Annotated in this window: 22 protein-coding genes; 8 read left to right on the top strand and 14 right to left on the bottom strand. The window is 62.6% G+C overall.

Going from position 1 to position 21569, the window contains the following annotated elements:
• Positions 1 to 13: 13 nt before the first annotated feature.
• The gene (gene pobA / locus HX817_RS12870; protein WP_177040368.1) at positions 14 to 1198 is read right to left on the bottom strand and encodes a 4-hydroxybenzoate 3-monooxygenase; all 1185 of its coding nucleotides are present in this window, start codon (positions 1196 to 1198) and stop codon (positions 14 to 16) included.
• A gap of 189 nt (positions 1199 to 1387) precedes the next feature.
• Between pobA and HX817_RS12865 the strand changes: the two genes are divergently transcribed.
• Positions 1388 to 2284, top strand: a complete 897-nt coding sequence (locus tag HX817_RS12865; RefSeq protein ID WP_177040331.1) for a helix-turn-helix domain-containing protein — start codon at positions 1388 to 1390, stop codon at positions 2282 to 2284.
• On the opposite strand, the gene HX817_RS12860 is transcribed toward HX817_RS12865, so the two are convergent.
• Together HX817_RS12860 and HX817_RS12855 are read right to left on the bottom strand one after the other, a co-directional pair.
• Positions 2268 to 2444 (bottom strand): hypothetical protein, encoded by a 177-nt coding sequence (locus HX817_RS12860; RefSeq protein ID WP_162835184.1) that lies wholly within the window; start codon positions 2442 to 2444, stop codon positions 2268 to 2270. The genes HX817_RS12865 and HX817_RS12860 overlap by 17 nt on opposite strands.
• Before the next feature lie 100 nt (positions 2445 to 2544).
• Positions 2545 to 3450 carry a LysR family transcriptional regulator gene (locus HX817_RS12855; protein WP_003210653.1) on the bottom strand — a complete coding sequence of 302 codons (906 nt, stop codon included), beginning with the start codon at positions 3448 to 3450 and terminating at the stop codon, positions 2545 to 2547.
• A 104-nt stretch (positions 3451 to 3554) separates the two neighbouring features.
• On the opposite strand from HX817_RS12855, the gene HX817_RS12850 reads away from it, so the two are divergent.
• Together HX817_RS12850 and HX817_RS12845 are read left to right on the top strand one after the other, a co-directional pair.
• On the top strand, positions 3555 to 4427 hold the full coding sequence (locus HX817_RS12850; RefSeq protein WP_102368312.1) for an MBL fold metallo-hydrolase: 873 nt from the start codon (positions 3555 to 3557) through the stop codon (positions 4425 to 4427).
• A 34-nt stretch (positions 4428 to 4461) separates the two neighbouring features.
• Positions 4462 to 5076 carry an NAD(P)-dependent oxidoreductase gene (locus HX817_RS12845; RefSeq protein ID WP_102368311.1) on the top strand — a complete coding sequence of 205 codons (615 nt, stop codon included), beginning with the start codon at positions 4462 to 4464 and terminating at the stop codon, positions 5074 to 5076.
• A 118-nt stretch (positions 5077 to 5194) separates the two neighbouring features.
• On the opposite strand, the gene HX817_RS12840 is transcribed toward HX817_RS12845, so the two are convergent.
• A complete protein-coding gene (locus HX817_RS12840; RefSeq protein WP_008437911.1) occupies positions 5195 to 6073 on the bottom strand; it encodes a LysR substrate-binding domain-containing protein in 879 nt (292 codons plus the stop codon).
• 111 nt (positions 6074 to 6184) lie between these two features.
• On the opposite strand from HX817_RS12840, the gene HX817_RS12835 reads away from it, so the two are divergent.
• The 4 genes from HX817_RS12835 to HX817_RS12820 all read left to right on the top strand — a co-directional run bounded on the left by HX817_RS12835 (position 6185) and on the right by HX817_RS12820 (position 11741).
• Complete coding sequence (locus HX817_RS12835; RefSeq protein ID WP_177040330.1) at positions 6185 to 7810, top strand: 5-guanidino-2-oxopentanoate decarboxylase; 1626 nt, start codon at positions 6185 to 6187, stop codon at positions 7808 to 7810.
• Positions 7807 to 9249 (top strand): aldehyde dehydrogenase family protein, encoded by a 1443-nt coding sequence (locus HX817_RS12830; protein ID WP_177040329.1) that lies wholly within the window; start codon positions 7807 to 7809, stop codon positions 9247 to 9249. The genes HX817_RS12835 and HX817_RS12830 overlap by 4 nt, the downstream gene beginning before the upstream one ends.
• A 231-nt stretch (positions 9250 to 9480) precedes the next feature.
• Positions 9481 to 10668: a cyanate transporter gene (locus HX817_RS12825; RefSeq protein ID WP_177008928.1), complete on the top strand. Its 1188-nt coding sequence runs from the start codon at positions 9481 to 9483 to the stop codon at positions 10666 to 10668.
• A gap of 137 nt (positions 10669 to 10805) precedes the next feature.
• Positions 10806 to 11741, top strand: a complete 936-nt coding sequence (locus HX817_RS12820; RefSeq protein WP_023659100.1) for a LysR family transcriptional regulator — start codon at positions 10806 to 10808, stop codon at positions 11739 to 11741.
• A 128-nt stretch (positions 11742 to 11869) separates the two neighbouring features.
• Here HX817_RS12820 and HX817_RS12815 read toward each other — a convergent pair whose 3' ends face one another.
• The 3 genes from HX817_RS12815 to HX817_RS12805 form a co-directional block, all read right to left on the bottom strand.
• Complete coding sequence (locus tag HX817_RS12815; RefSeq protein ID WP_003211892.1) at positions 11870 to 12232, bottom strand: 5-carboxymethyl-2-hydroxymuconate Delta-isomerase; 363 nt, start codon at positions 12230 to 12232, stop codon at positions 11870 to 11872.
• A gap of 70 nt (positions 12233 to 12302) precedes the next feature.
• Positions 12303 to 13490 carry a low temperature requirement protein A gene (locus tag HX817_RS12810; RefSeq protein WP_177040328.1) on the bottom strand — a complete coding sequence of 396 codons (1188 nt, stop codon included), beginning with the start codon at positions 13488 to 13490 and terminating at the stop codon, positions 12303 to 12305.
• Between the two features lie 26 nt (positions 13491 to 13516).
• Positions 13517 to 14452 (bottom strand): LysR substrate-binding domain-containing protein, encoded by a 936-nt coding sequence (locus tag HX817_RS12805; protein WP_003211897.1) that lies wholly within the window; start codon positions 14450 to 14452, stop codon positions 13517 to 13519.
• 61 nt (positions 14453 to 14513) lie between these two features.
• Here HX817_RS12805 and HX817_RS12800 point away from each other — a divergent pair, with 61 nt between their 5' ends.
• On the top strand, positions 14514 to 14759 hold the full coding sequence (locus HX817_RS12800; RefSeq protein WP_023659101.1) for a hypothetical protein: 246 nt from the start codon (positions 14514 to 14516) through the stop codon (positions 14757 to 14759).
• Here the strand turns inward: HX817_RS12800 and HX817_RS12795 are convergent.
• The 7 genes from HX817_RS12795 to HX817_RS12765 all read right to left on the bottom strand — a co-directional run bounded on the left by HX817_RS12795 (position 14714) and on the right by HX817_RS12765 (position 21554).
• Positions 14714 to 16045 (bottom strand): MFS transporter, encoded by a 1332-nt coding sequence (locus HX817_RS12795; RefSeq protein WP_087692587.1) that lies wholly within the window; start codon positions 16043 to 16045, stop codon positions 14714 to 14716. The two genes, HX817_RS12800 and HX817_RS12795, sit on opposite strands and share 46 nt — an antisense overlap.
• A gap of 59 nt (positions 16046 to 16104) precedes the next feature.
• Complete coding sequence (locus HX817_RS12790; protein ID WP_003211904.1) at positions 16105 to 17427, bottom strand: MFS transporter; 1323 nt, start codon at positions 17425 to 17427, stop codon at positions 16105 to 16107.
• Between the two features lie 75 nt (positions 17428 to 17502).
• Positions 17503 to 18381: an SMP-30/gluconolactonase/LRE family protein gene (locus tag HX817_RS12785; protein ID WP_134325896.1), complete on the bottom strand. Its 879-nt coding sequence runs from the start codon at positions 18379 to 18381 to the stop codon at positions 17503 to 17505.
• A gap of 69 nt (positions 18382 to 18450) precedes the next feature.
• Positions 18451 to 19383, bottom strand: a complete 933-nt coding sequence (locus HX817_RS12780; RefSeq protein ID WP_008437904.1) for a 3-keto-5-aminohexanoate cleavage protein — start codon at positions 19381 to 19383, stop codon at positions 18451 to 18453.
• Positions 19384 to 19465: 82 nt separating this feature from the next.
• Positions 19466 to 20254 (bottom strand): SDR family oxidoreductase, encoded by a 789-nt coding sequence (locus tag HX817_RS12775; RefSeq protein WP_010176559.1) that lies wholly within the window; start codon positions 20252 to 20254, stop codon positions 19466 to 19468.
• A complete protein-coding gene (locus tag HX817_RS12770) occupies positions 20251 to 20973 on the bottom strand; it encodes a GntR family transcriptional regulator (RefSeq protein WP_003211913.1) in 723 nt (240 codons plus the stop codon). The genes HX817_RS12775 and HX817_RS12770 overlap by 4 nt, the downstream gene beginning before the upstream one ends.
• A gap of 434 nt (positions 20974 to 21407) precedes the next feature.
• The gene (locus HX817_RS12765; RefSeq protein ID WP_166742144.1) at positions 21408 to 21554 is read right to left on the bottom strand and encodes a hypothetical protein; all 147 of its coding nucleotides are present in this window, start codon (positions 21552 to 21554) and stop codon (positions 21408 to 21410) included.
• Positions 21555 to 21569 lie beyond the last annotated feature (15 nt).

Genomic DNA, 21569 nt, shown 5'->3' with positions numbered 1-21569 from the left:
ACTAGATAGCTGACTATTCGATAGTCTCGTAAGGAAGTCCGACGTAATTTTCTGCAATGGTTTTACGCCCCGCCTCTGAGTCCACGAAATACTCCAATTCGCTCTGTGCAATGCGCTGGCTGAAGCCGTCTGCTTCAGGAAACTGATGCAGCATCGAGGTCATCCACCAGGAAAACCGTTCGGCCTTCCAGATCCGCCGCAAGCAAATCTGTGAGTACTTTTCCAGCAACTCTACCCGGCCCTCGCGATACACCTTGAGCAGGATATTGAACAAGGTACTGACATCGCTGGCCGCCAGGTTCAAACCCTTGGCGCCGGTGGGCGGCACAATGTGGGCCGCGTCGCCGAGCAGGAACAGGCGGCCGTACTGCATCGGCTCCACCACAAAACTGCGCAGCGGCGCGATGCTCTTTTCGATGGACGGGCCGGTCACCAGTTGCTCGGTGAGTGAGTTGGGCAAACGGGTTTTCAGTTCATCCCAGAAGCGCTCATCGGACCAGTCGTCCACCGACTCATCGGCCGGCACCTGCAGGTAATAACGGCTGCGGGTCGGTGAACGCATGCTGCACAGGGCAAAACCGCGTTCGTGCTTGGCGTACACCAGTTCATCGTGGATCGGCGGGGTGTCGGCGAGGATGCCCAGCCAGCCAAACGGATAGACCCGTTCAAAGACTTTCAATGCCTCGGTGGGAATTGACTGGCGCGCCACACCGTGAAATCCATCGCAGCCAGCGATGTAGTCGCAGTCCAGCCGGTACTGCTCGCCTTTATGTTCGAAGCTCAGCCACGGCTCCGGGCTCTTCAAATCATGGGGCTGCACGTTGCCGGCTTCATACAACGTTGTCGCGCCGCTGGCCTGGCGCGCGGCCATCAGGTCGCGGGTGACTTCGGTTTGCCCGTAGATCATCACCGTCTTGCCGCCGGTCAGCGTCTTGAGGTCGAGATGGGTCAGTTGCCCATTCAGCGCCAGCTCAAAGCCCTCATGCACCAGGCCTTCGGCATCCATCCGCGCACTCACGCCGGCCTGGCGCAGCAGGTCGACCATGCCTTGTTCCAGCACCCCGGCACGTATGCGCCCTTGCACGTAATCCGGCGTCTGGCGCTCAAGAATCAGGGTTTCGATCCCCGCGTTGTGCAACAGTTGACCGAGCAGCAGCCCCGAGGGACCGGCGCCGATGATGGCGACTTGGGTTTTCAGCGTTTTCATTATTTTTATGGCCCGCAAGCTTCATCCGAACGTATCCGGTGAAAGAGTTGTCATTGAAGGTGTTGCTGGCATTTTTCACTTGAGTGCCCGGCATAAGAAGGTGAAAACTGAGCCCAAAGCTGCGCTTTTCGCCAATTGGGGCGATTACCGCACAACTATCCCGAAGTATCGGATGAAGCCATGACCAAAACTGCCAGTGCCGCGATTCCAGTGTTCAAACTCTACGGTGAGAGCCAGCAATGGCCGACCCCGGATTTGTTGCACTGTGAAACCATCTCCCGGCGCAGCCGTGAGTACCAGTGGGAAATCCAGCCCCACCGGCATGCGGACCTGTGCCAATTGCTCTACGTGCACAAGGGCCAGGCGCAACTGGAGATCGAAGGCCAGCGCAGCACCCTGAGCGAAGCGACGCTGCAGGTGCTGCCGCCGTTGTGCGTGCATGGTTTTCGGTTTTCCGAAAACGTCGAAGGCTTTGTGGTGACCCTGGCCGCGCCGCTGATGGCGCATCTGCAGGGGCAACTGGGGGCCGCGCTGGATGGCCTGAACGCCTTGGGCAGCTACCCTGCCGGTAACGACAGTGACTACCTCAACAGCCTGTTTGCGCGCCTGCAGGAGGAATACGCCAGCGACCAACCGGCGCGGGACATGATGATGCACGCCCTGGTCAGCGTGCTGCTGGTGTGGATCAGCCGCCAGGCCATCCAGCGTCGCCATCCACGGGCACCGCGGGGCCGCGAATATTTCCGCCGGTTCACCCAGCTGGTAGAGCAACATTATCGCGAGCACCCGAAAATCGAAGACCTGGCCCACAAGCTCGGGATCTCGGTCTCACACCTGAACGGGACGTGTCGGGAGTTGGGCGGGCAGCCCGCGTTGCAGATCATGCACGACCGCCAGTTGCTGGAAGCCAAGCGCCTGCTGACCTACACCAGCATGACCATCAATGAAATGTCGGAGGTTTTGGGCTTTTCCGACCCGACCAACTTCTCACGGCTGTTTCGCCGACGCGTCGGGTTCTCCCCGAAGGCGTTTCGGGAGCAGTTGAAAGCCGACCAGGACGCTAGCGAAGCGAACTGAAGGCAGCCATGTGGCCAACGCATTGACCGTGATTGCAGCTGGAGGCGAAGCCCGGCTGCATGCGGGTCTGTTCGACGCGGTAGGCGGCAGTGCCATAGAGCGCGGTGGCGGCGGCGCACAGGGTGAAAATCATCAGGTACTTTCTTGTTTTGATCGACATGATGCTGACCTCTGATCCGATCAAGAAGGTGCTTTGATAAGCATAGGTCAGCTGGGGCAAGTCGCCATTATCGGGCGACATTCAACCTGTTTATGCAGGCTTAGAGACCGACGTCCCACACCGGCTCTTCCGGAAACCTCAATACCAGGAAATCCAGCAGGCTGCGCAGCGCCGCCGGCATATGCTTGCGCGAGGCGTACACCGCGTAGATGTTCATCTGCTGCGGCTCGGCCTCGGGCAACAAGCGGATCAACTCGCCACTGCGGATGTAGTCGCCCGCCTGATAACTCGGCAGCCGCGACACCCCTGCCCCCGCCAGCGTCACCCGCAATAAGGTACTGGCCTCGTTGGCGCTGATATTGCCCTGCACCGGCACCGACACCGGCTCGCCGTTTTCCATGAAGTGCCACAGGCTTTTGCCGAAGTAGGAGTGGGTCAGGCAATTGTGCCGGGCCAGGTCCTGTACCTGCCGCGGTTGCGGATGCTCCAGCAGGTAAGCGGGCGATGCGCAGATCACCGAACGGCACAGCGTGAGGCGGCGGGCGATCAGGTTGGGGTCCAGTTCGAAGCTGGTGCGGATCGCCAGGTCGATGCGCTCATCCACCAGGTTCACCGTGCGATCAAGCATCTGCATATCGATGTTGACCAGCGGGTAGCGCTTGACGTATTCGGCCATGGCATCGGCCAGCTGTGCCTGGCCGAACGAGGTGCTGACACTCAGGCGCAGCAGGCCGCGAGGCGCTTCGTCGGGTTCGCTGACGGCGGCCTGCATGTCGCTGCACAACTCCAGCATCTGTCGGCAACGGGGCAGGGTTTCGCTGCCGGCGGCGGTCAGGCTGAGCTTGCGGGTGGTGCGGTGCATCAGGCGCGCGCCGACCCAGTCTTCCAGCTCCGCCAGGTAGCGCGACACCACCGGGCGCGACAGGTCCAGATGGTCGGCTGCCGCCGACTGGCTGCCCAAGTCCACCACCGCGACAAACACCCGCATTGCTTGAAGACGATCCATGATTTGCCCGCTTTTAGAAACAAACTATGTCCAAGCATCGCATTTTTTGTAGCGTTTGGTGCAACTAAGCTCTGTCCACACCTTACCGATGACTGGAGCTGCACATGTTTGGATTCTCCCCGCTCAAGCGCGTGGCCCTGGCCGCCGCCTCCCTGGCCTTCGCCGCGCACGCCATGGCGGCCGACCTGACCCTGGACGCCTACAACCCGGGCGAAACCGCGATGATGCCGGTCACCTCGGTACTGGTCAGCGGCGACAAAGATGCGATCCTGGTGGACGCCCAATTCGGCAAGACCCAGGCCGAGCAACTGGTGCAAAAAATCCGCGCCAGCGGCAAGCGCCTGACTACCATCTACATCAGCCACGGCGACCCGGACTACTACTTCGGCCTCGATACCCTGACCGCCGCCTTCCCCCAGGCCAAAGTCCTGGCACCGCAGCCGGTGGTGGACCATATCAAGGCCACCGTTGAACACAAACTGGCGTTCTGGGGCCCGAAACTGGGCGCCGACAAGCCTGGCAAAGCCGTCATTCCCCAGGTGCTTGAGGGCCACAGCCTGACCCTCGAAGGCAAGCAGTTGGAGGTGATCGGCCTCGACGGCGCACAACCGGACCGCACCTTTGTGTGGATCCCGTCGATCAAGGCGGTGGTCGGTGGTGTAGTCGTCGCGGAAAACATTCATGTGTGGATGGCCGATACGCAGACCGCGAAGTCCCACACCGATTGGCTGGCCACCCTGCAACGTATCCAGGACTTGAAACCGCGCACGGTGATTCCGGGTCACTACCTGGGCACGCCGTCGCTCAAATCCGTGGCGTTCACCGCCGACTACATCAAGGCCTTTGACGAAGAAACCGCCAAGGCCAAGGACTCCGCCGCCCTGATTGCGGCGATGCAAAAGCGTTACCCGAACCTGGGTGACGAGAGCACCCTGGAACTGGGCGCCAAAGTCGCCAAGGGCGAAATGCAGTGGTGAGTTGATTCAACCCTTAACCGTACTGGAGAACGTCATGAGCAAGATCGCAATCATTGGTGCCACCGGTCGTGCCGGTAGCCAACTGCTGGAAGAAGCGCTGCGTCGCGGGCACACCGTCACGGCCATCGCACGTAATACCGACAAGATCGGCGCGCGCCCTGGCGTCACCGCCAAGCAAGTCGATGCGCTGGATGCCCAGGCGCTGGAACAGGCCATCCGCGGCAACGACGTGGTGATCAGTGCGGCGCACTTCGCCACCCTGCCGCCGGAAGCGGTGATCAACCCGGTGAAAAAAGCCGGCGTGAAGCGCCTGCTGGTGGTCGGCGGTGCCGGTTCGCTGTTGTTGCCGGGCGGCAGCCGAGTGATCGACAGCCCGGGCTTCCCCGAGGAATACAAAGCCGAAGCCAGCGCCGGCAGTGTTTTCCTCGATACCCTGCGCCAGGAAAAAGACCTGGACTGGACCTTCCTGTCGCCTTCGGCGGAGTTCGTCGAGACCGCACGCACCGGCACATTCCGCCTGGGCCAGGATGAATTGCTGGTGAGCAGTGAAGGCCGCAGCTGGATCAGCTTTGCCGACTTTGCGATTGCGCTGATTGATGAAGTGGAAACACCGAAGCATTCACGCCAGCGGTTTACCGTCGGCTACTAAGGCTGACGCGCACTAAAAATGTGGGAGCGGGCTTGCTCGCGAATGCGGTGTGTCAGTCAACAGATGTATTGACTGACCCGGCGCCTTCGCGAGCAAGCCCGCTCCCACATTTTGATCTTCATTGTGACGGCGACTGTGCCTGGCTCACCAGCCAATCCATAAGCTGCTCCAACCCCGCCGAGGGCTCAGTGCCCGGCGGGTACACCAGGTAATACCCCATCCCCGTCGGCACCCGTAGTTCAAACGGCGTGGCCAACCGCCCCGCCTTCAGGTCCTCGCCAATCAGCGCGCTGTCACCAATTGCCACGCCCGAGCCTTGGGACGCCACCGTCATCGCCAGGTCCAGGGTTTCAAAATGATGCCCCTGGGCCAGATTGCTCAAGCGTGTATTCGCCGCTTTCAACCACAACGCCCAATCGCGCTCATCCCGCGTAGGGTGCAACAACACCTGTTGCTGCAAATCGGCGGGCGTGTGCAAGCCACCGAGCAAGGCTGGTGCGCACACCGGTGTCAGGCGCTCATCGAACAGATGCCGGGCCTGGGCCGACTGCTCGGCAATCGGCGCGTAGATCACCGCGGCATCGAACTGCTCGCGGCGAAAGTCGACGGTGTAGGCCACGGTGGTGGTCAACTCCACCGGCACATCCGGGCGTTCCTGCTGCCACTGCATCAGGCGCGGCAACAGCCAGCGCATCACGCAGGTGGAGGCCTTGAGCTGCAAGGTCTCGCGGCGGGTGCCGATCTGCTCAACCGCCTCGCCGATCAGGCCGAACACCTGCTGCGCCCGCAGTGACCATTCGCGGCCCTCTTCGGTGAGGCTCAAGCCACGAGCCTGGCGCTGGAACAGCGCATAGCCCAGATGACTTTCCAGCCCGGCGATCTGCCGACTCACCGCGCCCTGGGTGATGTGCAATTGCTCGGCGGCTCGGGTGAAGTTGCAGCACTGGGCCGTGACCCAAAAGGTGTGCAGGGCCGGCAGCGGCGGAAGACGTTTCATAAGGGCGCAGCCATGACGTGAGGACATGGCTAGTATGACTTTTTATCGATTGTTGCCGCTACGGGCCAGCCGTTCCAATACGGGCCTTTATCAACAATAAGAGCGACGACAATGGCGACCTGCGGCGAAGTATTGGTCAACCTGCTGGAAGGCTACGGCGTGGACCAGGTGTTTGGCATCCCCGGCGTGCACACCGTGGAACTCTACCGGGGCCTGGCGCGCTCGAGCATCCGCCACGTCACCCCGCGCCACGAACAGGGCGCCGGCTTCATGGCCGACGGCTATGCGCGCACCAGCGGCAAGCCCGGCGTGTGCTTCATCATCACCGGCCCCGGCATGACCAACATCACCACCGCCATGGGCCAGGCCTACGCCGACTCGATCCCGATGCTGGTGATCTCCAGCGTGCAGTCCCGCAGCCAGCTGGGCGGCGGGCGCGGCAAGCTGCACGAGCTGCCGAACCAGAACGCGATGATCGCGGGCGTGGCGGCGTTCTCCCATACCTTGATGTCGGCGGCCGAGTTGCCCGGTGTACTGGCCCGGGCATTTGCGCTGTTCCAGGCCGGACGACCGCGCCCGGTGCACATCGAAATCCCGCTGGACGTGCTGGTGGAAAACGCCGACGCGTTGCTCGGCAGTGAACCGGTCAGCGTTTCCCGCGCTGGCGCTGCGCCGTCGGCGGTCAAGCAGATGAGCCAGTTGCTGGCGGCGGCAAAACGCCCGCTGATTCTCGCCGGTGGTGGCGCCATCGACGCAGCACCCGAGTTGACGCAACTGGCCGAAGCCCTCGGCGCGCCGGTGGCGCTGACCATCAATGCCAAGGGCATGCTGGCCGCCAACCACCCGCTGCTGATCGGCTCGACCCAAACCCTGGTCGCCACCCGCGCGCTGGTGGCCGAGGCAGACGTAGTGCTGGCTATCGGCACCGAGCTGGCCGAAACCGACTACGACGTGACTTTCGCCGGCGGCTTCGACATTCCCGGTGCCCTGCTGCGCATCGACATCGATTCCGACCAGACCGTGCGCAATTACCCGCCGCAAGTCGCGCTGGTAGCCGACGCGCAAATCGCTGCGCAGGCACTGCTTGCCGAGCTGGGCAACAAACCCCTGGCCGTCCGCGCCAGCAACTGGGGCGCCCACCGCGTCGCCCGCCTGTGGAGCGAACTGGAACCCACCTGGGACGCCGCCACCCGCGCGCAAACCCTGTTCCTCAACACCGTCCTGGACGAACTGCCCGACGCCGTACTGGTGGGCGACTCCACCCAACCGGTGTACACCGGCAACCTGACCCTGAACCTCGACCAGCCGCGCCGCTGGTTCAACTCCTCCACCGGCTACGGCACCCTCGGCTACGCCTTGCCGGCGGCCATCGGTGCGTGGCTGGGGCGCGGCAACGGCGCGCCGGTGGTGTGCCTGATCGGCGACGGCGGCCTGCAATTCACCCTGCCGGAACTGGCCAGCGCCGTGGAAGCGCGCACGCCGGTGATCGTGCTGCTGTGGAATAACCAGGGCTATGAGGAGATCAAGAAATACATGGTCAACCGCGCCATCGAACCGGTGGGCGTGGACATCTACACCCCGGACTTTATCGGCGTGGCCAAGGCCCTCGGCGCTGCTGCCCAGCGCATCCAGGGTGTTGAGGAATTACGCAGCGCCTTGCGTGCCGCGACTGATCGCCAGGGCCCGACGCTGATTGAAATCGACCAGGGGCTTTGGATGAAGGAGGTGGCGGTATGAGCGCGGTATTGAATGGGCTGTTTATCAATGGCGCGTGGCGTGCCGGCCATGACGTGCTGGACGTGATCAACCCGGCCACCGAGGCCACCCTGGCCCAAGTGAGCGTGGGTGATGCAGGCGCGGTGACTGAGGCCATCGGCGCCGCCAGCGCGGCCTTCCCGGGCTGGTCAAAAAGCACCGGCCGCGACCGCGCCGCGCTGTTGCGCAAGATCGCCGAGGGTGTGAGCGCAGAGCGTGAACACCTGATGCAACTGCAATCGAGCAACAACGGCAAGCCGCTGTTTGAAGCCGGCATCGATGTGGATGACGTGATCGCCACCTTTGCCTATTACGCGAACCTGGCCGACGAAATGGACGCCACCCAGGACCGTCCGGTGGTACTGCCCACTGAGGATTTCAGCGCCCGTGTACGCCGTGAAGCCTGCGGCGTGGTGGGCCTGATCGTGCCGTGGAATTTCCCGATGGTGACCACCGCCTGGAAACTCGCCCCCGCGCTGGCGGCCGGTTGCTGCGTGGTGCTCAAGCCTTCGGAAGTGACGCCGCTGGCAGAGCTGGAACTGGCCCGGATCATCGCCTCGGTGGGCTTGCCTGCCGGTGTGTTCAACCTGGTCTGCGGCACTGGCCTGGCGGTGGGCGCGCCGATGGCGGCTGACCCACGGATCGCGAAAATCTCCTTCACCGGCAGCAATGCCGTGGGCGTGCAGGTGATGCAGCGCGCCGCCGAAACGGTCAAGGGTGTGAGCCTGGAACTGGGCGGCAAATCCGCGTTGCTGGTGCTGGCGGACGCCGACCTCGACCTGGCCGTGGAACTGGCCTGCGGCGGTGGTTTCTTCAACGCCGGGCAGATGTGTTCCGCCACCAGCCGGGTGTTGGTGGCCGACGAACTGGCGGACGAGTTTCTCACCCGCTTGCAGGCCAGGGCCGAGAGCATTCGCGTGGCGGACCCGTTTGCCGAAGACGTGGAAATGGGCGCATTGGTCAACCGTGCGCAGTACCAGCGGGTGCTGGGGCATATCGAACGTGGCGTGCAAGCCGGCGCGAAGCTGCTGTGTGGCGGCGGGCGCCCGGCGGATTTGCCTCATGGGTATTTCATTCGCCCGACGGTCTTCACTGAAGTGCCGTTGGACAGCGCGTTGTGGAACGAGGAGATCTTCGGCCCGGTGCTGTGCGTGCGCAGTTTTGCCAATGAGGCCGAGGCGGTGGCGCTGGCCAATGACAGTGAGTTTGGCCTGGTCGCGAGCGTGCTGAGCAGCAACGTGGAAGCGGCTGAGCGAGTGGCCAATGCTTTGCAGGTGGGTTTGGTGTGGATCAACGCGCCGCAGGTGATCTTCCCGCAAACGGCGTGGGGTGGTTACAAGCAGAGCAGTATTGGCCGCGAACTGGGGCCTTGGGGGTTGCAGGCGTTTCAGGAGATCAAGCATGTGATCCGGGCGGTGTAGAAACACTCAAGAGCACCACTGTTCCCTGTGGGAGCTGGCTTGCCTGCGATTGCGGTCTATCAGACACAGATGTGTTGCCTGACCCACCGCTATCGCAGGCAAGCCAGCTCCTACCTGTTGATTTGTGCCGTGTCAGCAGATGCATTTTTTCAATAGCGCCAACGACTTTCTCATTTGCCGCCCTCCCCCACGCCCGGCCTAATACTGCCCTTGTCAGTTCAAGGCCTGCCCATGGAAAACGTCCGCGCAAAACCCGCCACCGCCGTTTGGCTGATGATCAGCGTTGTGCTGGTCGCCCTCAACCTGCGCCCGTCGATGGCCGCCGTCGGCCCGTTGTTGTCGTCGATTCGCGCCGATGTGGCCCTGAGTTTCAGCACGGCCTCCCTGCTGACCATGCTGCCGGTCATGGCCATGGGCCTGGCGATGTTTTTTGGCATGGCCGTGGCCAAACGCTTCGGCGAGCATCGCAGCATTGTGCTGTCGCTGGTGGTGATCGGCCTGGCCACCGTCTCCCGGTTGTTCCTGGATTCGGCGGTTGAGCTGATCCTCAGCGCCATTGCCGCCGGCGTAGGCATCGCGATGATCCAGGCGTTGATGCCCGCCTTGATCAAGTCGCGCTTCAGCGACAACGTTTCCCTGTTCATGGGCCTGTACGTCACCGCGATCATGGGCGGCGCGGCCCTCGCCGCTTCGTTCTCGCCGTTTATCCAGGTGCAAACCGGCAGCTGGCGCATCGGCCTGGCCATCTGGGCGGTTCTCGCGGTATTGGCGCTGGTGTTCTGGTACGCCCAACGCTCGGTGCTGCCGCCGCTGCCGCAAGCCGGCGCAGGCCCGCAGGCGTCATTCTTCGGCAATCGCCGGGCCTGGTTGCTGGCGATTTTCTTCGGCCTCGGTACCGCGTCCTACACCTGCGTGCTGGCCTGGCTGGCGCCGTACTACGTGGAACAAGGCTGGAGTGAACAGAACGCCGGCCTGTTGCTGGGCTTTTTGACGGCCATGGAAGTGGTCTCCGGCCTGATTACCCCGGCCATCGCCAACCGCCGGAGGGACAAGCGGGGTGTGGTCGCGGTGCTGCTGGTGCTGATCATCGCCGGCTTCTGCGGGCTGATCCTGAGCCCGCAATACCTGAGCCTGCTGTGGCCGTGTTTGCTCGGCCTGGGGATTGGCGGCTTGTTTCCGATGAGCCTGATCCTGTCCCTCGACCACCTCGACAACCCGCGCCGCGCCGGTGGCCTGACGGCCTTTGTGCAGGGCATCGGCTACCTGATCGCCGGGTTGTCGCCGTTGATTGCCGGGATGATCCGCGACCAGCTGGGCAGCTTCGAGTGGGCCTGGTGGTCACTGACGGCCGTGGTGGTGGTGATGCTGCTGATCGTACTGCGCTTCGATCCCCGGCATTACGCGCGGCATATTCGCTGAGGTCGTGTTGTAAACATTATTTGTCCCACCTCAAACAGAGAAAGGTCCGACAGAGCTTTCTATTGGTACGAGCGTTCCGTTAACATTTTGTATTGTCTTGTACCGAGTTCGGTACAAAGCGCTTGCGGACGGAACGGATGCTAAACAGCAACTTGCTTAGAAAGCTCGATATGCAGGACCTGATGGTGTTTGTCGCTGTTTACGACCAAAGCAGCGTCACCGAGGTTTCCGAAACCCTGTTCGTCAGCCAGTCCACCGTGAGCTACAGCCTGAAGAAGCTGCGCACCAGCTTCGAAGACGAGTTGTTTATCAACACCCGGGCGGGCATGCGTCCTACGTACAAAGCCGCCACCATGTACGGGCATGTGCAGAAAATCCTCGAAAGCATCAACCTGTGCCATGCCGGCAGCCAAACGTTCGACCCCACCCAGAAGGCTGTGACCTTCAACGTCTGCGCCCCCGAATACTTCGAACAGTTGATCCTGCCGCGCCTGCTGAAAAACTTCGACCGCGCCGACCTGCCGGTGATCGTCAACGTGCAGAAGCTCGAAACCGAGGTCCCGGCCGACGCCTTGCGCGACGGGCGTCTGGACCTGGTGATTTGCTTCGGGCCGCACTTTCATCGCGAGCACAAGGACATCAAGACCCAGATGCTGCTGGAGGACGACCTGGTGTGCGTGTTCGACAAACACTCGGCGCCCCGGGAACCGGCGTTCAGCCTGCAATCCTTCGTCGCCCGGCGCCATGTGTTTCCGACGCCCTGGAGTTCCGACACCAACATGATCGACGGCTGGCTGGCGCGCCAGTCCCACAAACGCCAGGTGATCGCCCGCGCCAACAGCTACAGCGCGGCGCTGAAGATGATCACCGGCACTGACTTTATCGTCACCTTGCCCCGTCGAGTGCTGAAGCTGCTGGCAGACACGACCGTGTTCGGCCATTGCGAAGCGCCGAACGGTTTGCCGGGGTTTACCCTGGATATGCAGTGGAATGAACACAGCGCGCAGGACAGCGCCAACACGTGGTTCAGGGAGCAGGTGGTGAAGGTGTGTGCGGATCAGGGGTTATTATGACCCCCTGTGGCGAGGGAGCTTGCTCCCGCTGGGCTGCGTAGCGGCCCCAAGAATTTTGGGAGCGCTTCGCACTGGAGCGCCAGCCCGGTCCAGCGGGAGCAAGCTCCCTCGCCTCAGAGTATTGCCCGTCAGCCGATGGTGACTTTGCTGTAGGACTCGCGATCCATATCGACCAGCAAGACACTGAGCTGCACCTGCAGGTCTGCAGGCCAATCGCCCAGGTCCTGCAGCGCCGCCAACAGGCTTTCCGACAATTGCTTCTTGACCTGCGGTGAACGCCCGCTGAGCAGCGACAGCTTGACCGCGATAAAAGCGCGCGGGCTGATGGACGTCCCAACCTGGAATGTCTCCACCTTCAGCGCGCGGCTTTTGATGTCGAACTCGGAACCGAACTGCCCGGACGCCATCAGCACGTTGTTGAGCCGCAACAAGGTTTTCTCAACGGCCAGCCCTGTGAGGTTGGCGGTGTATTCCAGATGCAGATGCGGCATGAAGGCTCCGAGCTTGTTGTAGGAAAAGAGTCATACATATAGCACGGGGCCGGGCGGAATCAGACCGCTTTCAGTGTGAAACTTCGGTCAGGCTGTGCAGCGAGCGATTTTCCCAGATCGCCACGATCACCAACACCGCCGACGTCAACGCCCCCAGTACCAACGCCGAAAACACCTGCTGCAATCCCAGCGGCAGCAACACCAGCAGCATCAGCAAGCCGCCCAGGTGCGAAAACGGTGGCAACGGCCGGTCGCTCATCACCCACTTGAACAGCGCACTGCCCAGCAGGAACAACCACGGGCCGGCGATGATCGCCACCACGCCTGCCTGGCTGGCATGCCCCGGATGCACCAGCACCAGTTCGTCGGCCACGGCGCTGACGATAATCCCGGCGACGATCAATACATGCAGGTAGGTGTAGGCGATCCGCGCCTGACGGCCCGGGTCGGCAGAGCTGGCAATGCGATGGTGGGCGCGCTCGGCGCCGCTGTCGAAATAGATCCACCACAGGGCGATGCTGCCCACCACTGCCGCCAGGAATGCCGCCAGCCCGTCCACGCTCCAGGGCAGCTCGGCGAAGGTCGCGCCGGTCACCAGCAACGACTCACCCAAGGCGATGATCACAAACAGGCCGCAGCGTTCGGCCATGTGGTTGCCTTCCACATTCCAGTCCGCAAGCGTCGAGGGCCCAAGCCCGGGCACCCAGAAATACACCGACGGGGAAATCAACTCGATCAACAGCGCCAGGGCCCAGAAGGCCAGGCGCTGCTCGCCTTCGAGCAGCGCACCGGTGATCCAGAACACCCCGGAAAACAGCATCCACGCCAGGATCCGCTGAAAATTGCGGGTCATGTTCAGCGACTCGCCGCGCACCGCCCACAACGCAAACAGCGTGCGTCCTACCTGCATGAACACATAGGCGCCGGCGAACAACAGCCCGCGATCGGTAAACGCCTTGGGGATCGACGAGGACAGCAACAGGCCCGCCACCATCAAACCGAACAGGCCGATGCGGATCGGGATTTTTTCCGGGTCCAGCCAGTTGGTGACCCACGAAGTGAAGATCCACACCCACCACACCGCGACCATCATCAACGCCACCTGCACGGCACCGCCGATGGACAAGTGGGCGAGCAGCGAATGGGACAACTGGGTCACGGCAAACACGAACACCAGGTCGAAAAACAGCTCGACCATGCCAACCTTGCCGCTGTCATGACTGCCGCGCCCACGCAGCAAGGAACGGGATGGGGCCATGCCTGGATCTCCCTGAAGGTTTTATCTCAAGATTTGGGTGCGACCACCGGCAGCATGTCCCGCTCGCTCATGAACGCCTCCAGCCGCGAACGCATCCAGCGCTCCGCCGGATCGGTGTCAACGTGGCTGAGCCAGACCATCGACAAGTCCAGGGTCGGGGTTTCGAACGGGAACGGTTCACAGAACAGATTGCCTCCGGCGGCCATGGCCTGGGCGGTGTAGTCCGGCAGGCTGGCGATCATGTCGGTGCCGGCGAGCAGCGCCGGCAATGCGCTGTATTGCGGCACCGAGAGCACCACGTGGCGCTTGCGACCGATTTCCGCCAGCCACTCATCGGCAAACCCGGACACGTTGGCGGTGTGGGACACCAGCACATGGGGCCGTGCGCAATATTCGTCGAGGGTCAGGGGTTTGTCCGAGGCGTCCGCCCGCAGCAGGCACGGGCGGATATGCCGCAATAATTTGCGCTTGGCATTGGCCGGCAGGCCGCGGGTCTGGGTGATGCCGACGGTGATATCCCCGGAACCCAGCAGGTCCGGGATGCGCCAGTAATCCACATGCTGCACCACGAACACCACCTGCGGCGCTTCCTGGCGCAAGGCGCGCAGCAGCGGCGGCAGCAGGCCGAACTCGACGTCATCGGACAGGCCGATGCGAAAGGTCATGGTGCTGATGGACGGGTCGAAATCGTGGGTCAGGCTCAGGGCCGACGACAAGGAGTCGAGGGCCGGCGACAGGTGCTTGATGATTTCCTCGGCCCGCGCGGTAGGTTCCATCCGATGGCCGACACGAATGAACAGCGGGTCATTGAACAACGTACGCAGGCGGTTGAGGGCCGAACTGATGGTGGGTTGCCCGAGAAACAGCTTCTCCGCCACCCGGGTCACGTTGCGTTCGAGCATCAAGGTTTCAAAGACCACCATCAAATTGATGTCGGCCTTGCGTAATTCATTGCGATTCATCGGCGACCGCCCCACTGCCCTGGATAAGTCGCAGTTTAGAAACACCCGGGGCCCTGCGTCTATGCGCACACTGTTCAACACGGGCCTTTGGGACTATAAAGCAGCTTCCAAGGCTTGCGAGAACACCATCGTGCTGGTCATTTCTGCCTTGAGCGTCCTGGTTGCCGGGATTTTGCTCTGGGCCATCAAATTCATCGCTCATCCCACCGCCAGGACACTGTTACGGGTATTTGTCGGTTTGTGCCTGGCGGCAGTCGTGGCTTACCTGGTGCTGGCTTCGGGGTTCCCTACCTCGTTGCTGGTGTGACCGGGCTCCTGCTCCTGCCCCTGACGCAAACGCAAGGCGGCCAACGCGGCCACCACCAGCACCACGGCAATCACTTTCAAGCCATTCGTGGCATTGCCGGTGCTCATCTCGATCGCGCCCATCACCGACGGCCCGACAAACCCGCCGAGCAATCCGCAGGCATTGACGAAGCCCAGCCCGCCCGCCAGCGCCACGCCCTTGAGGCGCGAGGCCGGGTAGAGAAAGATGATCGACTGCACCACAAAGAACATCACCGCCGACACACAAAAGCCCAGCAGGCTGAACACCGGCCCCGACACCGAGGCAATCCCCAGCCCCAACGCCATGGTCAGCAAACCGGTAATCAACAGCCGCCGGGCACGGGTGGGCGTGGTCGCAAAGCGCGGCAGCAACACAGCGCCGGCCGCTGCGGCAATCCACGGCAATGAGGTCAGCAAGCCGACGCTCATGGTGCTCAATTCACCGTATTTGCTGATGATGCTCGGCAGGAAAAAGATCACGGTGTAGATGGTGATCTGATGGCAAAAATACACAAAGATCGCCAGCAGGATCTGCGGTGTCAGCCAGTTCTTCAGGGAATGCCCGCCCTCGCCTGCGCCCTCTTCGGTCTCCATCGCGATGCGCTGTTCAATCCCGCGCGCCTCTGCGGCCGAGAGCCATGGCGCCTTGCTCGGACGGTCCGGCAACTTGCACCACACCACCCAGGCAAACGCGACTGCCGGCAGCCCTTCGAGCAGGAACATCCACTGCCAGCCGTGCCAGCCGAGCAGCCCGTCCATGCGCATCAACGCCGCGCCCACCGGGCCACCGATGATGTTGGCAAAACACACGCCGAGCAGGAAATACCCGGTGGCCCGCGCCCGTTGCTCGCGGTTGAACCAGTAGGTGAGGTACAGCATCACCCCGGGAAACAGGCCGGCTTCGGCAATGCCCAGCAGCAGGCGCAGGATATAGAACGAGGTCTCACCCTGGACGAACGCCATGGCCGCCGAAATCAGGCCCCAGGTCACCATGATCCGGGCTATCCAGAACCGCGCGCCGACCTTGTGCATGATCAGGTTGCTGGGGATTTCCGACAGCGCATAGGTCAGGAAAAACAGCCCGGCGCCCAGGCCATAGGCCGCTGCTGAAATCCCCAGGTCAACGTCAAGATGGTGCTTGGCCAAGGCGATGTTGGTGCGGTCCAGGAAGCTCAGCACGTAGGCGATGATCAGCAAGGGCATCAGCTTGACGAACATCAGTTTGTTCAACTCCCGTGGTTCACGGGCGGTGTTGGCAGTCTTCATCGGGCAATTCCTCTTGGCGTCCCGCCAGCGCAACGGCTGGGGGACGCATCGGTGTTGTTCTAGGGTTCGAGTTGCGCAACCAGCGCCGGCGGGCGATGGGAAAACAGTTGCAGCAGCGCCCCGCCCAGGGCACAGCCGGCCATCACGAAGAAGCACACCGTGTAGCCGTGCAAGGTGGTCCAGCCGCCGCCCATGGCAATCAGGCTGCCCATCAGCACCGGCGCCAGGCCGCCACCGATAAACATCGCGGTGGTGATGATGCCATTGGCGGTGGAGGTCGCCGACGGCTCGGCCGAGTCGCAGGCCACCGCGTAGTAGATCGGCCACACTGCGTTGGCCACCAGGCCGAACAGCAGTTGCACGACGATGATCAGGGTCAGGGTATTGGCGAAGTAGAACGCACCGACACTGGCCGCCATCCACACCCCGCAGATGATCAGGGTGACGCGCCGGCCAATGATGTCCGACAGCGACGGCCACACCAGTTGCCCGAGAATCCCGGTCAAGGTGAACACCACGCTCATCCCCGCCGACTCGGCCAGGGACAGCCCGGCAATGTTGTACAGGTAGGCCGGCAGCACGATGTTGACGCCCATGTACACGACTTGGGTCAGCATCGTATTACCCGCCGTCAGGGCGATATTGCGGTTGCGCAACGTGGCGATAAACGTGCGCCAGGCGTGGCCCTTCACTTGGCTGGCCGGTGCGTTGTCCGGCGGGGTCATGCCCTTGGCGGCGATGTCGACGTACAGCGCGGTGATGCGTTCGGCGGTGGAATACCGCGCCCAGAAAATCATCAGCGGCAACGCCACCACAAACGCGAAGAAGAACACGTAGCGCCAGTTGTCTTCACCGAAGGTGCTGATGACAAAGCTGGCGACGATGCCACTGAGCATGGCGCCGATCGGGTAACCGGTATGGTGCGCGCCAAGGGCAAAACCACGACGCTCCACCGGCCACCATTCGGCGGTGTTGCTCACGCCCACCGGCTCGCCCCAGCCTGCGCCGAGGTTGACGCCGACCCGCAGCGCGATAAAGGTCGCGAGGTTGCCGCTCAGGGCCTTGAACCCGGAGAGGAACGAAATAGCCGTGTAGCCCAGCACCAGCGGCACCTGGAACCGCGCACGTTTCCAGCCACCGCCGTAGCGGTCACTCCACATCGAGCCGGGAATATCCAGCAGGGCCAGGGCCAGCATGATCACCGTGGCCATGGTGCCCCACTGGTCGGCCGACAAATCGAAATGCTTGGAGATGGTCGGCCCCAGGCGCAGCACGATCTCACGGTCGTAGGCGTTGAGGATCCAGATCATCCAGCACACCAGCAGCGACACCCAGGAGTGCCGGTGAATACTGCGCAGCGAGGCTTTTTTCAAGGTTGCCATGGGTTTCTCCAGGCGCGCGAGGGCGCGCACTGACACAAGGTTGCGAAAGGAAAGTGCCTTGTTGAAAAAAACGCGCTAGCTGGCGAACCGTCGCTCGGCTATTCCTTGCACGCCCAGCCCGGTGATCGCAAAAAGCGCCCCGCGCTGCTGACCGTCGGCCGGGAAACGCGGCAACGGTGGCTTGGCCATGGAGGTGACAAACAGGGTGTCCAGGTTCGGCCCGCCAAAGGTCAGGCTGGTGACCTTTTTCACCGGCATCTGGATGATCCGGTCGACCTCGCCGTCGGGTGTGTAGCGCACCAGTTTTCCGGCGTAGACCAGCGCCTGCCACAGGCAGCCTTCGGCATCCACGGTGCAGCCGTCGGCAGCGCCACCGCCGCTGGTATCGACCTTGGCGAAGGTGCGTCGATTGCTCACCGCGCCGCTGGCAGGGTCGTAGTCATAGGCCCAGATCTCGCCGGACCAAGTGTCGCAAAAGTAGAACGTATCGCCCGCCGGGCTCCAGCACGGGCCGTTGGACACGATGATGCCTTCGTCCAGGGTGTGCAGGCTCAGGTCCGCGTCGAGGCGGTAGAGTTTGGCGCTGGCGCTGTCTTCGAGGGTGTCCATGGAGCCGAAGACAAAGCGCCCCTGGCGGTCGACCTTGCCGTCGTTGAGGCGGTTGTTGGGTAGTGCGGGTTCCGGGTCGATCACCAGGGCCAGTTCGCCGCTGTTGAGGTCCAGGAGGTGCACGCCGTTTTGCAGGGCGACGATGGCTTGCTCGCCGCTATGGCGCAGGGCCATAGAGCCGATTTTCTGGCCCACATCCCAGGCGCGCAATTCGCGCCCATCCTCGGTGCAGCGCAGGATCCGGCCGTCGGCGCTGTCGATCCAGTACAACCGTTGTTGTTCGACGTCCCACACCGGGCCTTCGCCCAGGGTGGTCTTCACGTCCACAAGCACTTCGATACGCATGGTGTTATCCCCTTTTTTGTTGTTGTGCGGGATGGGCATGGCCGCGCCGTGACGCGGCCGGTTTATCACTTAGAAATTGACCTGGTCACGCCCCTTGAGCCCGAGGATTTCCCGCGCTTCATCCGGCGTGGCGACCTGATGGCCGAGGGCTTCGATCACTGTGCGAATGCGCCGTACCTGGTCGGCGTTGGACGCGGCCAGTTTGCCCGGGCCATCCCACAGCGAATCCTCCAGGCCGACCCGGGCGTTGCTGCCCATGGACAGGCCCATGGTGGCCAGCGGAATCTGCCCACGGCCGGCGCCGAGGATCGACCACACGTAGTCGTCGCCAAACAGGCGGTCGGCGGTGCGGCGCATATGGGCCAGGTCTTCCGGGTGCCCGCCGATGCCACCGCGCAAACCGAATACCGACTGGATAAACAACGGTGGTTTCAGCAGGCCGCGCTCCAGGAAATGGGCGGCGGTGTACAGGTGGCCGATGTCGTAGCACTCGATTTCAAAACGGGTGCGGTTCTCGGCGCAGGAATTGAGGATGTGGGTAATGTCGCGGAAGGTATTGCGAAAGATCCGGTCGTCGCTTTCTTCCAGGTACGGACGCTCCCAGTCATGCTTGAACTCGGTGAAGCGGTTGAGCATTTCGTACAGGCCGAAGTTCATCGAGCCCATGTTCAGCGAGGCCAGTTCCGGCTTGAACTGCATCACCGGTTGCAGGCGTTCTTCGACGCCCATGGTCGGTGCGCCGCCGGTGGTGATATTGATCACCACGTCGCTGGCGGCCTTGATGTGCGGCAGGAATTCGGCGAACAGCGCGGGGTCCTGGCTGGGACGGCCATCGATGGGATCACGGGCATGCAGGTGGACAATGGCGGCGCCGGCTTCGGCGGCACCGATGGCGGCGTCGGCAATTTCCTGCGCGGTGATCGGCAAATGCGGCGACATCGACGGCGTATGGATGGCACCGGTGACGGCGCAGGTGATGATCACAGGACGATTTTTGGACATGACGATTCTCCGACTTTTATTCTTATGAAAAAAATCCCGGGTGTAACTTGTGTGTTCTTCCCTGGCTAAACGCTGACGCGGCCTACAGGTACTCGACGTTACCGTCGACACTGATCGCCTGGCCGGTGACATTGCGGGCGGCGGGCGAGCAGAGAAACAAGGCCATGGCCGCGACGTCTTCGGCGGTGACCATGCGCTTGAGGGAGATCTTGTTCAGGTATTCCTGGCGCATCTCGGCTTCCGGCACACCGACCTGTTCGGCACGGGCGCGGATCACGCCGTCCATGCGCGGGCCTTCAACGATGCCGGGCAGCAAGGCGTTGACGCGGATGTCGCTTTCGCCCAGCTCCGAGGCCAGGGATTTCATCAGGCCGACGATGGCCCATTTGGTCGCCGCATACGGCGTGCGCCAGGCGTAGCCGAGGCGCCCGGCGACCGAGGCGATATGCAGCAGATGGCCGTGGGACGATTCCTTGAGCATCGGCACCGCGTGGTGGGCAAAGCGGTATTGCGCCGTCAGGTTGATATTGATCGTGGCTTGCCACTCGGCATCGCTGATGGCGTCGATGCCGCCGGTGGGCCCGGCAATCCCGGCGTTGTTGACCAGCACGTCCAGCCCGCCGAATTGCTCGCGCTGCACCTGGAACACCGCCTCGATCTGCGCGGCATCGCTCACGTCGGCACGGGTGGCGACAGTGCCCGGGTACTTGTCGCGAAACGCCGCCAGGGCCGGTTCGCTGACATCACACACATGCACCTTGGCACCCGCCTCCAGATAGGCCGCCGCCAACACTTCACCGATGCCGGCAGCCCCGCCGGAAATCAACACACGTAACCCAGGATAGGGCTGCAGCCGCTGTAGGACACTCATGCACGTTTACCTCCTGAAACAGACGACCGCGAACGGTCGTTCTTGACGAGCAGGCGCGCCAGGGAATCGGCGGCCTGCATGATGTCATCGGTCACGGCCGCGCGGGCACCGGCGCCATCGCGGGCGGCCAGGGCTTCGACGATGCGCGTATGCGCCTCCATCGAGCGTTGCAAGTGAGCTTTATCGGGGGCGACCAGGGCAAAACACGGGCCCATGTGCAGCCAGAAGTTTTCCACGGCGGCCATGGTCAATTCGGCCTGGGCGACGGCATAGATCCGACGGTGAAAGGCGAAGTTGGTCCACAGGTAGCGGGAAACGTCGACTTCGTCGGCGGCCTGTTGCATCTGTTGGCAGAGGTCGGAGATTTCGTCGAGGTCGGCTTTTTCCAGGAGCAATACGGCCTTTTCTGCCAGCAAACCTTCCAGGGCGACCCGCGCATCGCGGATTTCCCGCAGGCGTTCGACCGTCATCATGCGTACCCGCAGACGAGAGGTTTCGGTGACTTCAAAGGCGTTTTCGGCGCTGAGGCGCTGGAGGGCTTCGCGCACTGGCATGGGGCTGGAGCCGAGGGCTTCGGCGAGGCCGCGGATGGTGAGTTTCTGGCCGGGCTGGAAACGACCACTCATCAAGGCTTCGCGGATCTGGCGATAGACCTGGTCTTGCAAGGTATCGCGGGACACCTGGCGCAAGGTGGGAAGGAGAAGCGGGCCATCTGTCATGAGTCAAAACCTGTGTTGTCGTTCTTATGGCTCCAATATGTGATCACAAATCAAATATGTCAAATAGTTTCCCGTTGACGGTATGGCTTCAGTCGCCGTCGACTGTATTAATCAGGGATCTATGGCGAGCGGGATACCGGCGACACCACCCTCTGCTTCGCAGGGCGGGATGAACTTCAAGGGCGGCGTGGGGAGGCGCAAAGGTTGTTTCTAGTGTGCGGTGCCCAGATGGCACGCTGGTGGAGTTGGGAATGCCGATTCAGTAAATCGTAATGTGGCGAGGGAGCTTGCTCCCGCTGGACCGGGCTGGCGCTCCAGTGCGAAGCGCTCCCAAAAATCTTGGGGCCGCTTCGCAGCCCAGCGGGAGCAAGCTCCCTCGCCGCAGCAAGCTCCCTCGGCACAGCAAGCTCCCTCGCCACAGTGAATTGCCTGCATCAGGGCTTGAGCGGTCGCTCCTGGTCACGCTCGGACAGCTCGGTGCCATCGTCCGGATGCTTCCAGGTCTGCGGCTTTTCTTCCTCGCGAAGCTTCCTCGCCCGCTCCTGCTCCAACTCTTCGCGCTGCTTCTGTTCGTTGCTCATACCCACCTCCCATCC

This window comes from Pseudomonas sp. C6002 (genome assembly GCF_013385805.1).
Classification (GTDB): Bacteria; Pseudomonadota; Gammaproteobacteria; order Pseudomonadales; family Pseudomonadaceae; genus Aquipseudomonas.
Note: the sequence above shows the minus strand (reverse complement) of the source record. Positions and strands in the feature narration are given on the sequence as shown.

Coding starts and splice junctions, on each gene's coding strand:
- HX817_RS12865 (WP_177040331.1), top strand. CDS start 1,388: ATGACCAAAACTGCCAGTGCCGCGATTCCAGTGTTCAAACTCTACGGT.
- HX817_RS12860 (WP_162835184.1), bottom strand. CDS start 2,444: ATGTCGATCAAAACAAGAAAGTACCTGATGATTTTCACCCTGTGCGCC.
- HX817_RS12855 (WP_003210653.1), bottom strand. CDS start 3,450: ATGGATCGTCTTCAAGCAATGCGGGTGTTTGTCGCGGTGGTGGACTTG.
- HX817_RS12850 (WP_102368312.1), top strand. CDS start 3,555: ATGTTTGGATTCTCCCCGCTCAAGCGCGTGGCCCTGGCCGCCGCCTCC.
- HX817_RS12845 (WP_102368311.1), top strand. CDS start 4,462: ATGAGCAAGATCGCAATCATTGGTGCCACCGGTCGTGCCGGTAGCCAA.
- HX817_RS12840 (WP_008437911.1), bottom strand. CDS start 6,073: ATGAAACGTCTTCCGCCGCTGCCGGCCCTGCACACCTTTTGGGTCACG.
- HX817_RS12835 (WP_177040330.1), top strand. CDS start 6,185: ATGGCGACCTGCGGCGAAGTATTGGTCAACCTGCTGGAAGGCTACGGC.
- HX817_RS12830 (WP_177040329.1), top strand. CDS start 7,807: ATGAGCGCGGTATTGAATGGGCTGTTTATCAATGGCGCGTGGCGTGCC.
- HX817_RS12825 (WP_177008928.1), top strand. CDS start 9,481: ATGGAAAACGTCCGCGCAAAACCCGCCACCGCCGTTTGGCTGATGATC.
- HX817_RS12820 (WP_023659100.1), top strand. CDS start 10,806: ATGCTAAACAGCAACTTGCTTAGAAAGCTCGATATGCAGGACCTGATG.
- HX817_RS12815 (WP_003211892.1), bottom strand. CDS start 12,232: ATGCCGCATCTGCATCTGGAATACACCGCCAACCTCACAGGGCTGGCC.
- HX817_RS12810 (WP_177040328.1), bottom strand. CDS start 13,490: ATGGCCCCATCCCGTTCCTTGCTGCGTGGGCGCGGCAGTCATGACAGC.
- HX817_RS12805 (WP_003211897.1), bottom strand. CDS start 14,452: ATGAATCGCAATGAATTACGCAAGGCCGACATCAATTTGATGGTGGTC.
- HX817_RS12800 (WP_023659101.1), top strand. CDS start 14,514: ATGCGCACACTGTTCAACACGGGCCTTTGGGACTATAAAGCAGCTTCC.
- HX817_RS12795 (WP_087692587.1), bottom strand. CDS start 16,045: ATGAAGACTGCCAACACCGCCCGTGAACCACGGGAGTTGAACAAACTG.
- HX817_RS12790 (WP_003211904.1), bottom strand. CDS start 17,427: ATGGCAACCTTGAAAAAAGCCTCGCTGCGCAGTATTCACCGGCACTCC.
- HX817_RS12785 (WP_134325896.1), bottom strand. CDS start 18,381: ATGCGTATCGAAGTGCTTGTGGACGTGAAGACCACCCTGGGCGAAGGC.
- HX817_RS12780 (WP_008437904.1), bottom strand. CDS start 19,383: ATGTCCAAAAATCGTCCTGTGATCATCACCTGCGCCGTCACCGGTGCC.
- HX817_RS12775 (WP_010176559.1), bottom strand. CDS start 20,254: ATGAGTGTCCTACAGCGGCTGCAGCCCTATCCTGGGTTACGTGTGTTG.
- HX817_RS12770 (WP_003211913.1), bottom strand. CDS start 20,973: ATGACAGATGGCCCGCTTCTCCTTCCCACCTTGCGCCAGGTGTCCCGC.
- HX817_RS12765 (WP_166742144.1), bottom strand. CDS start 21,554: ATGAGCAACGAACAGAAGCAGCGCGAAGAGTTGGAGCAGGAGCGGGCG.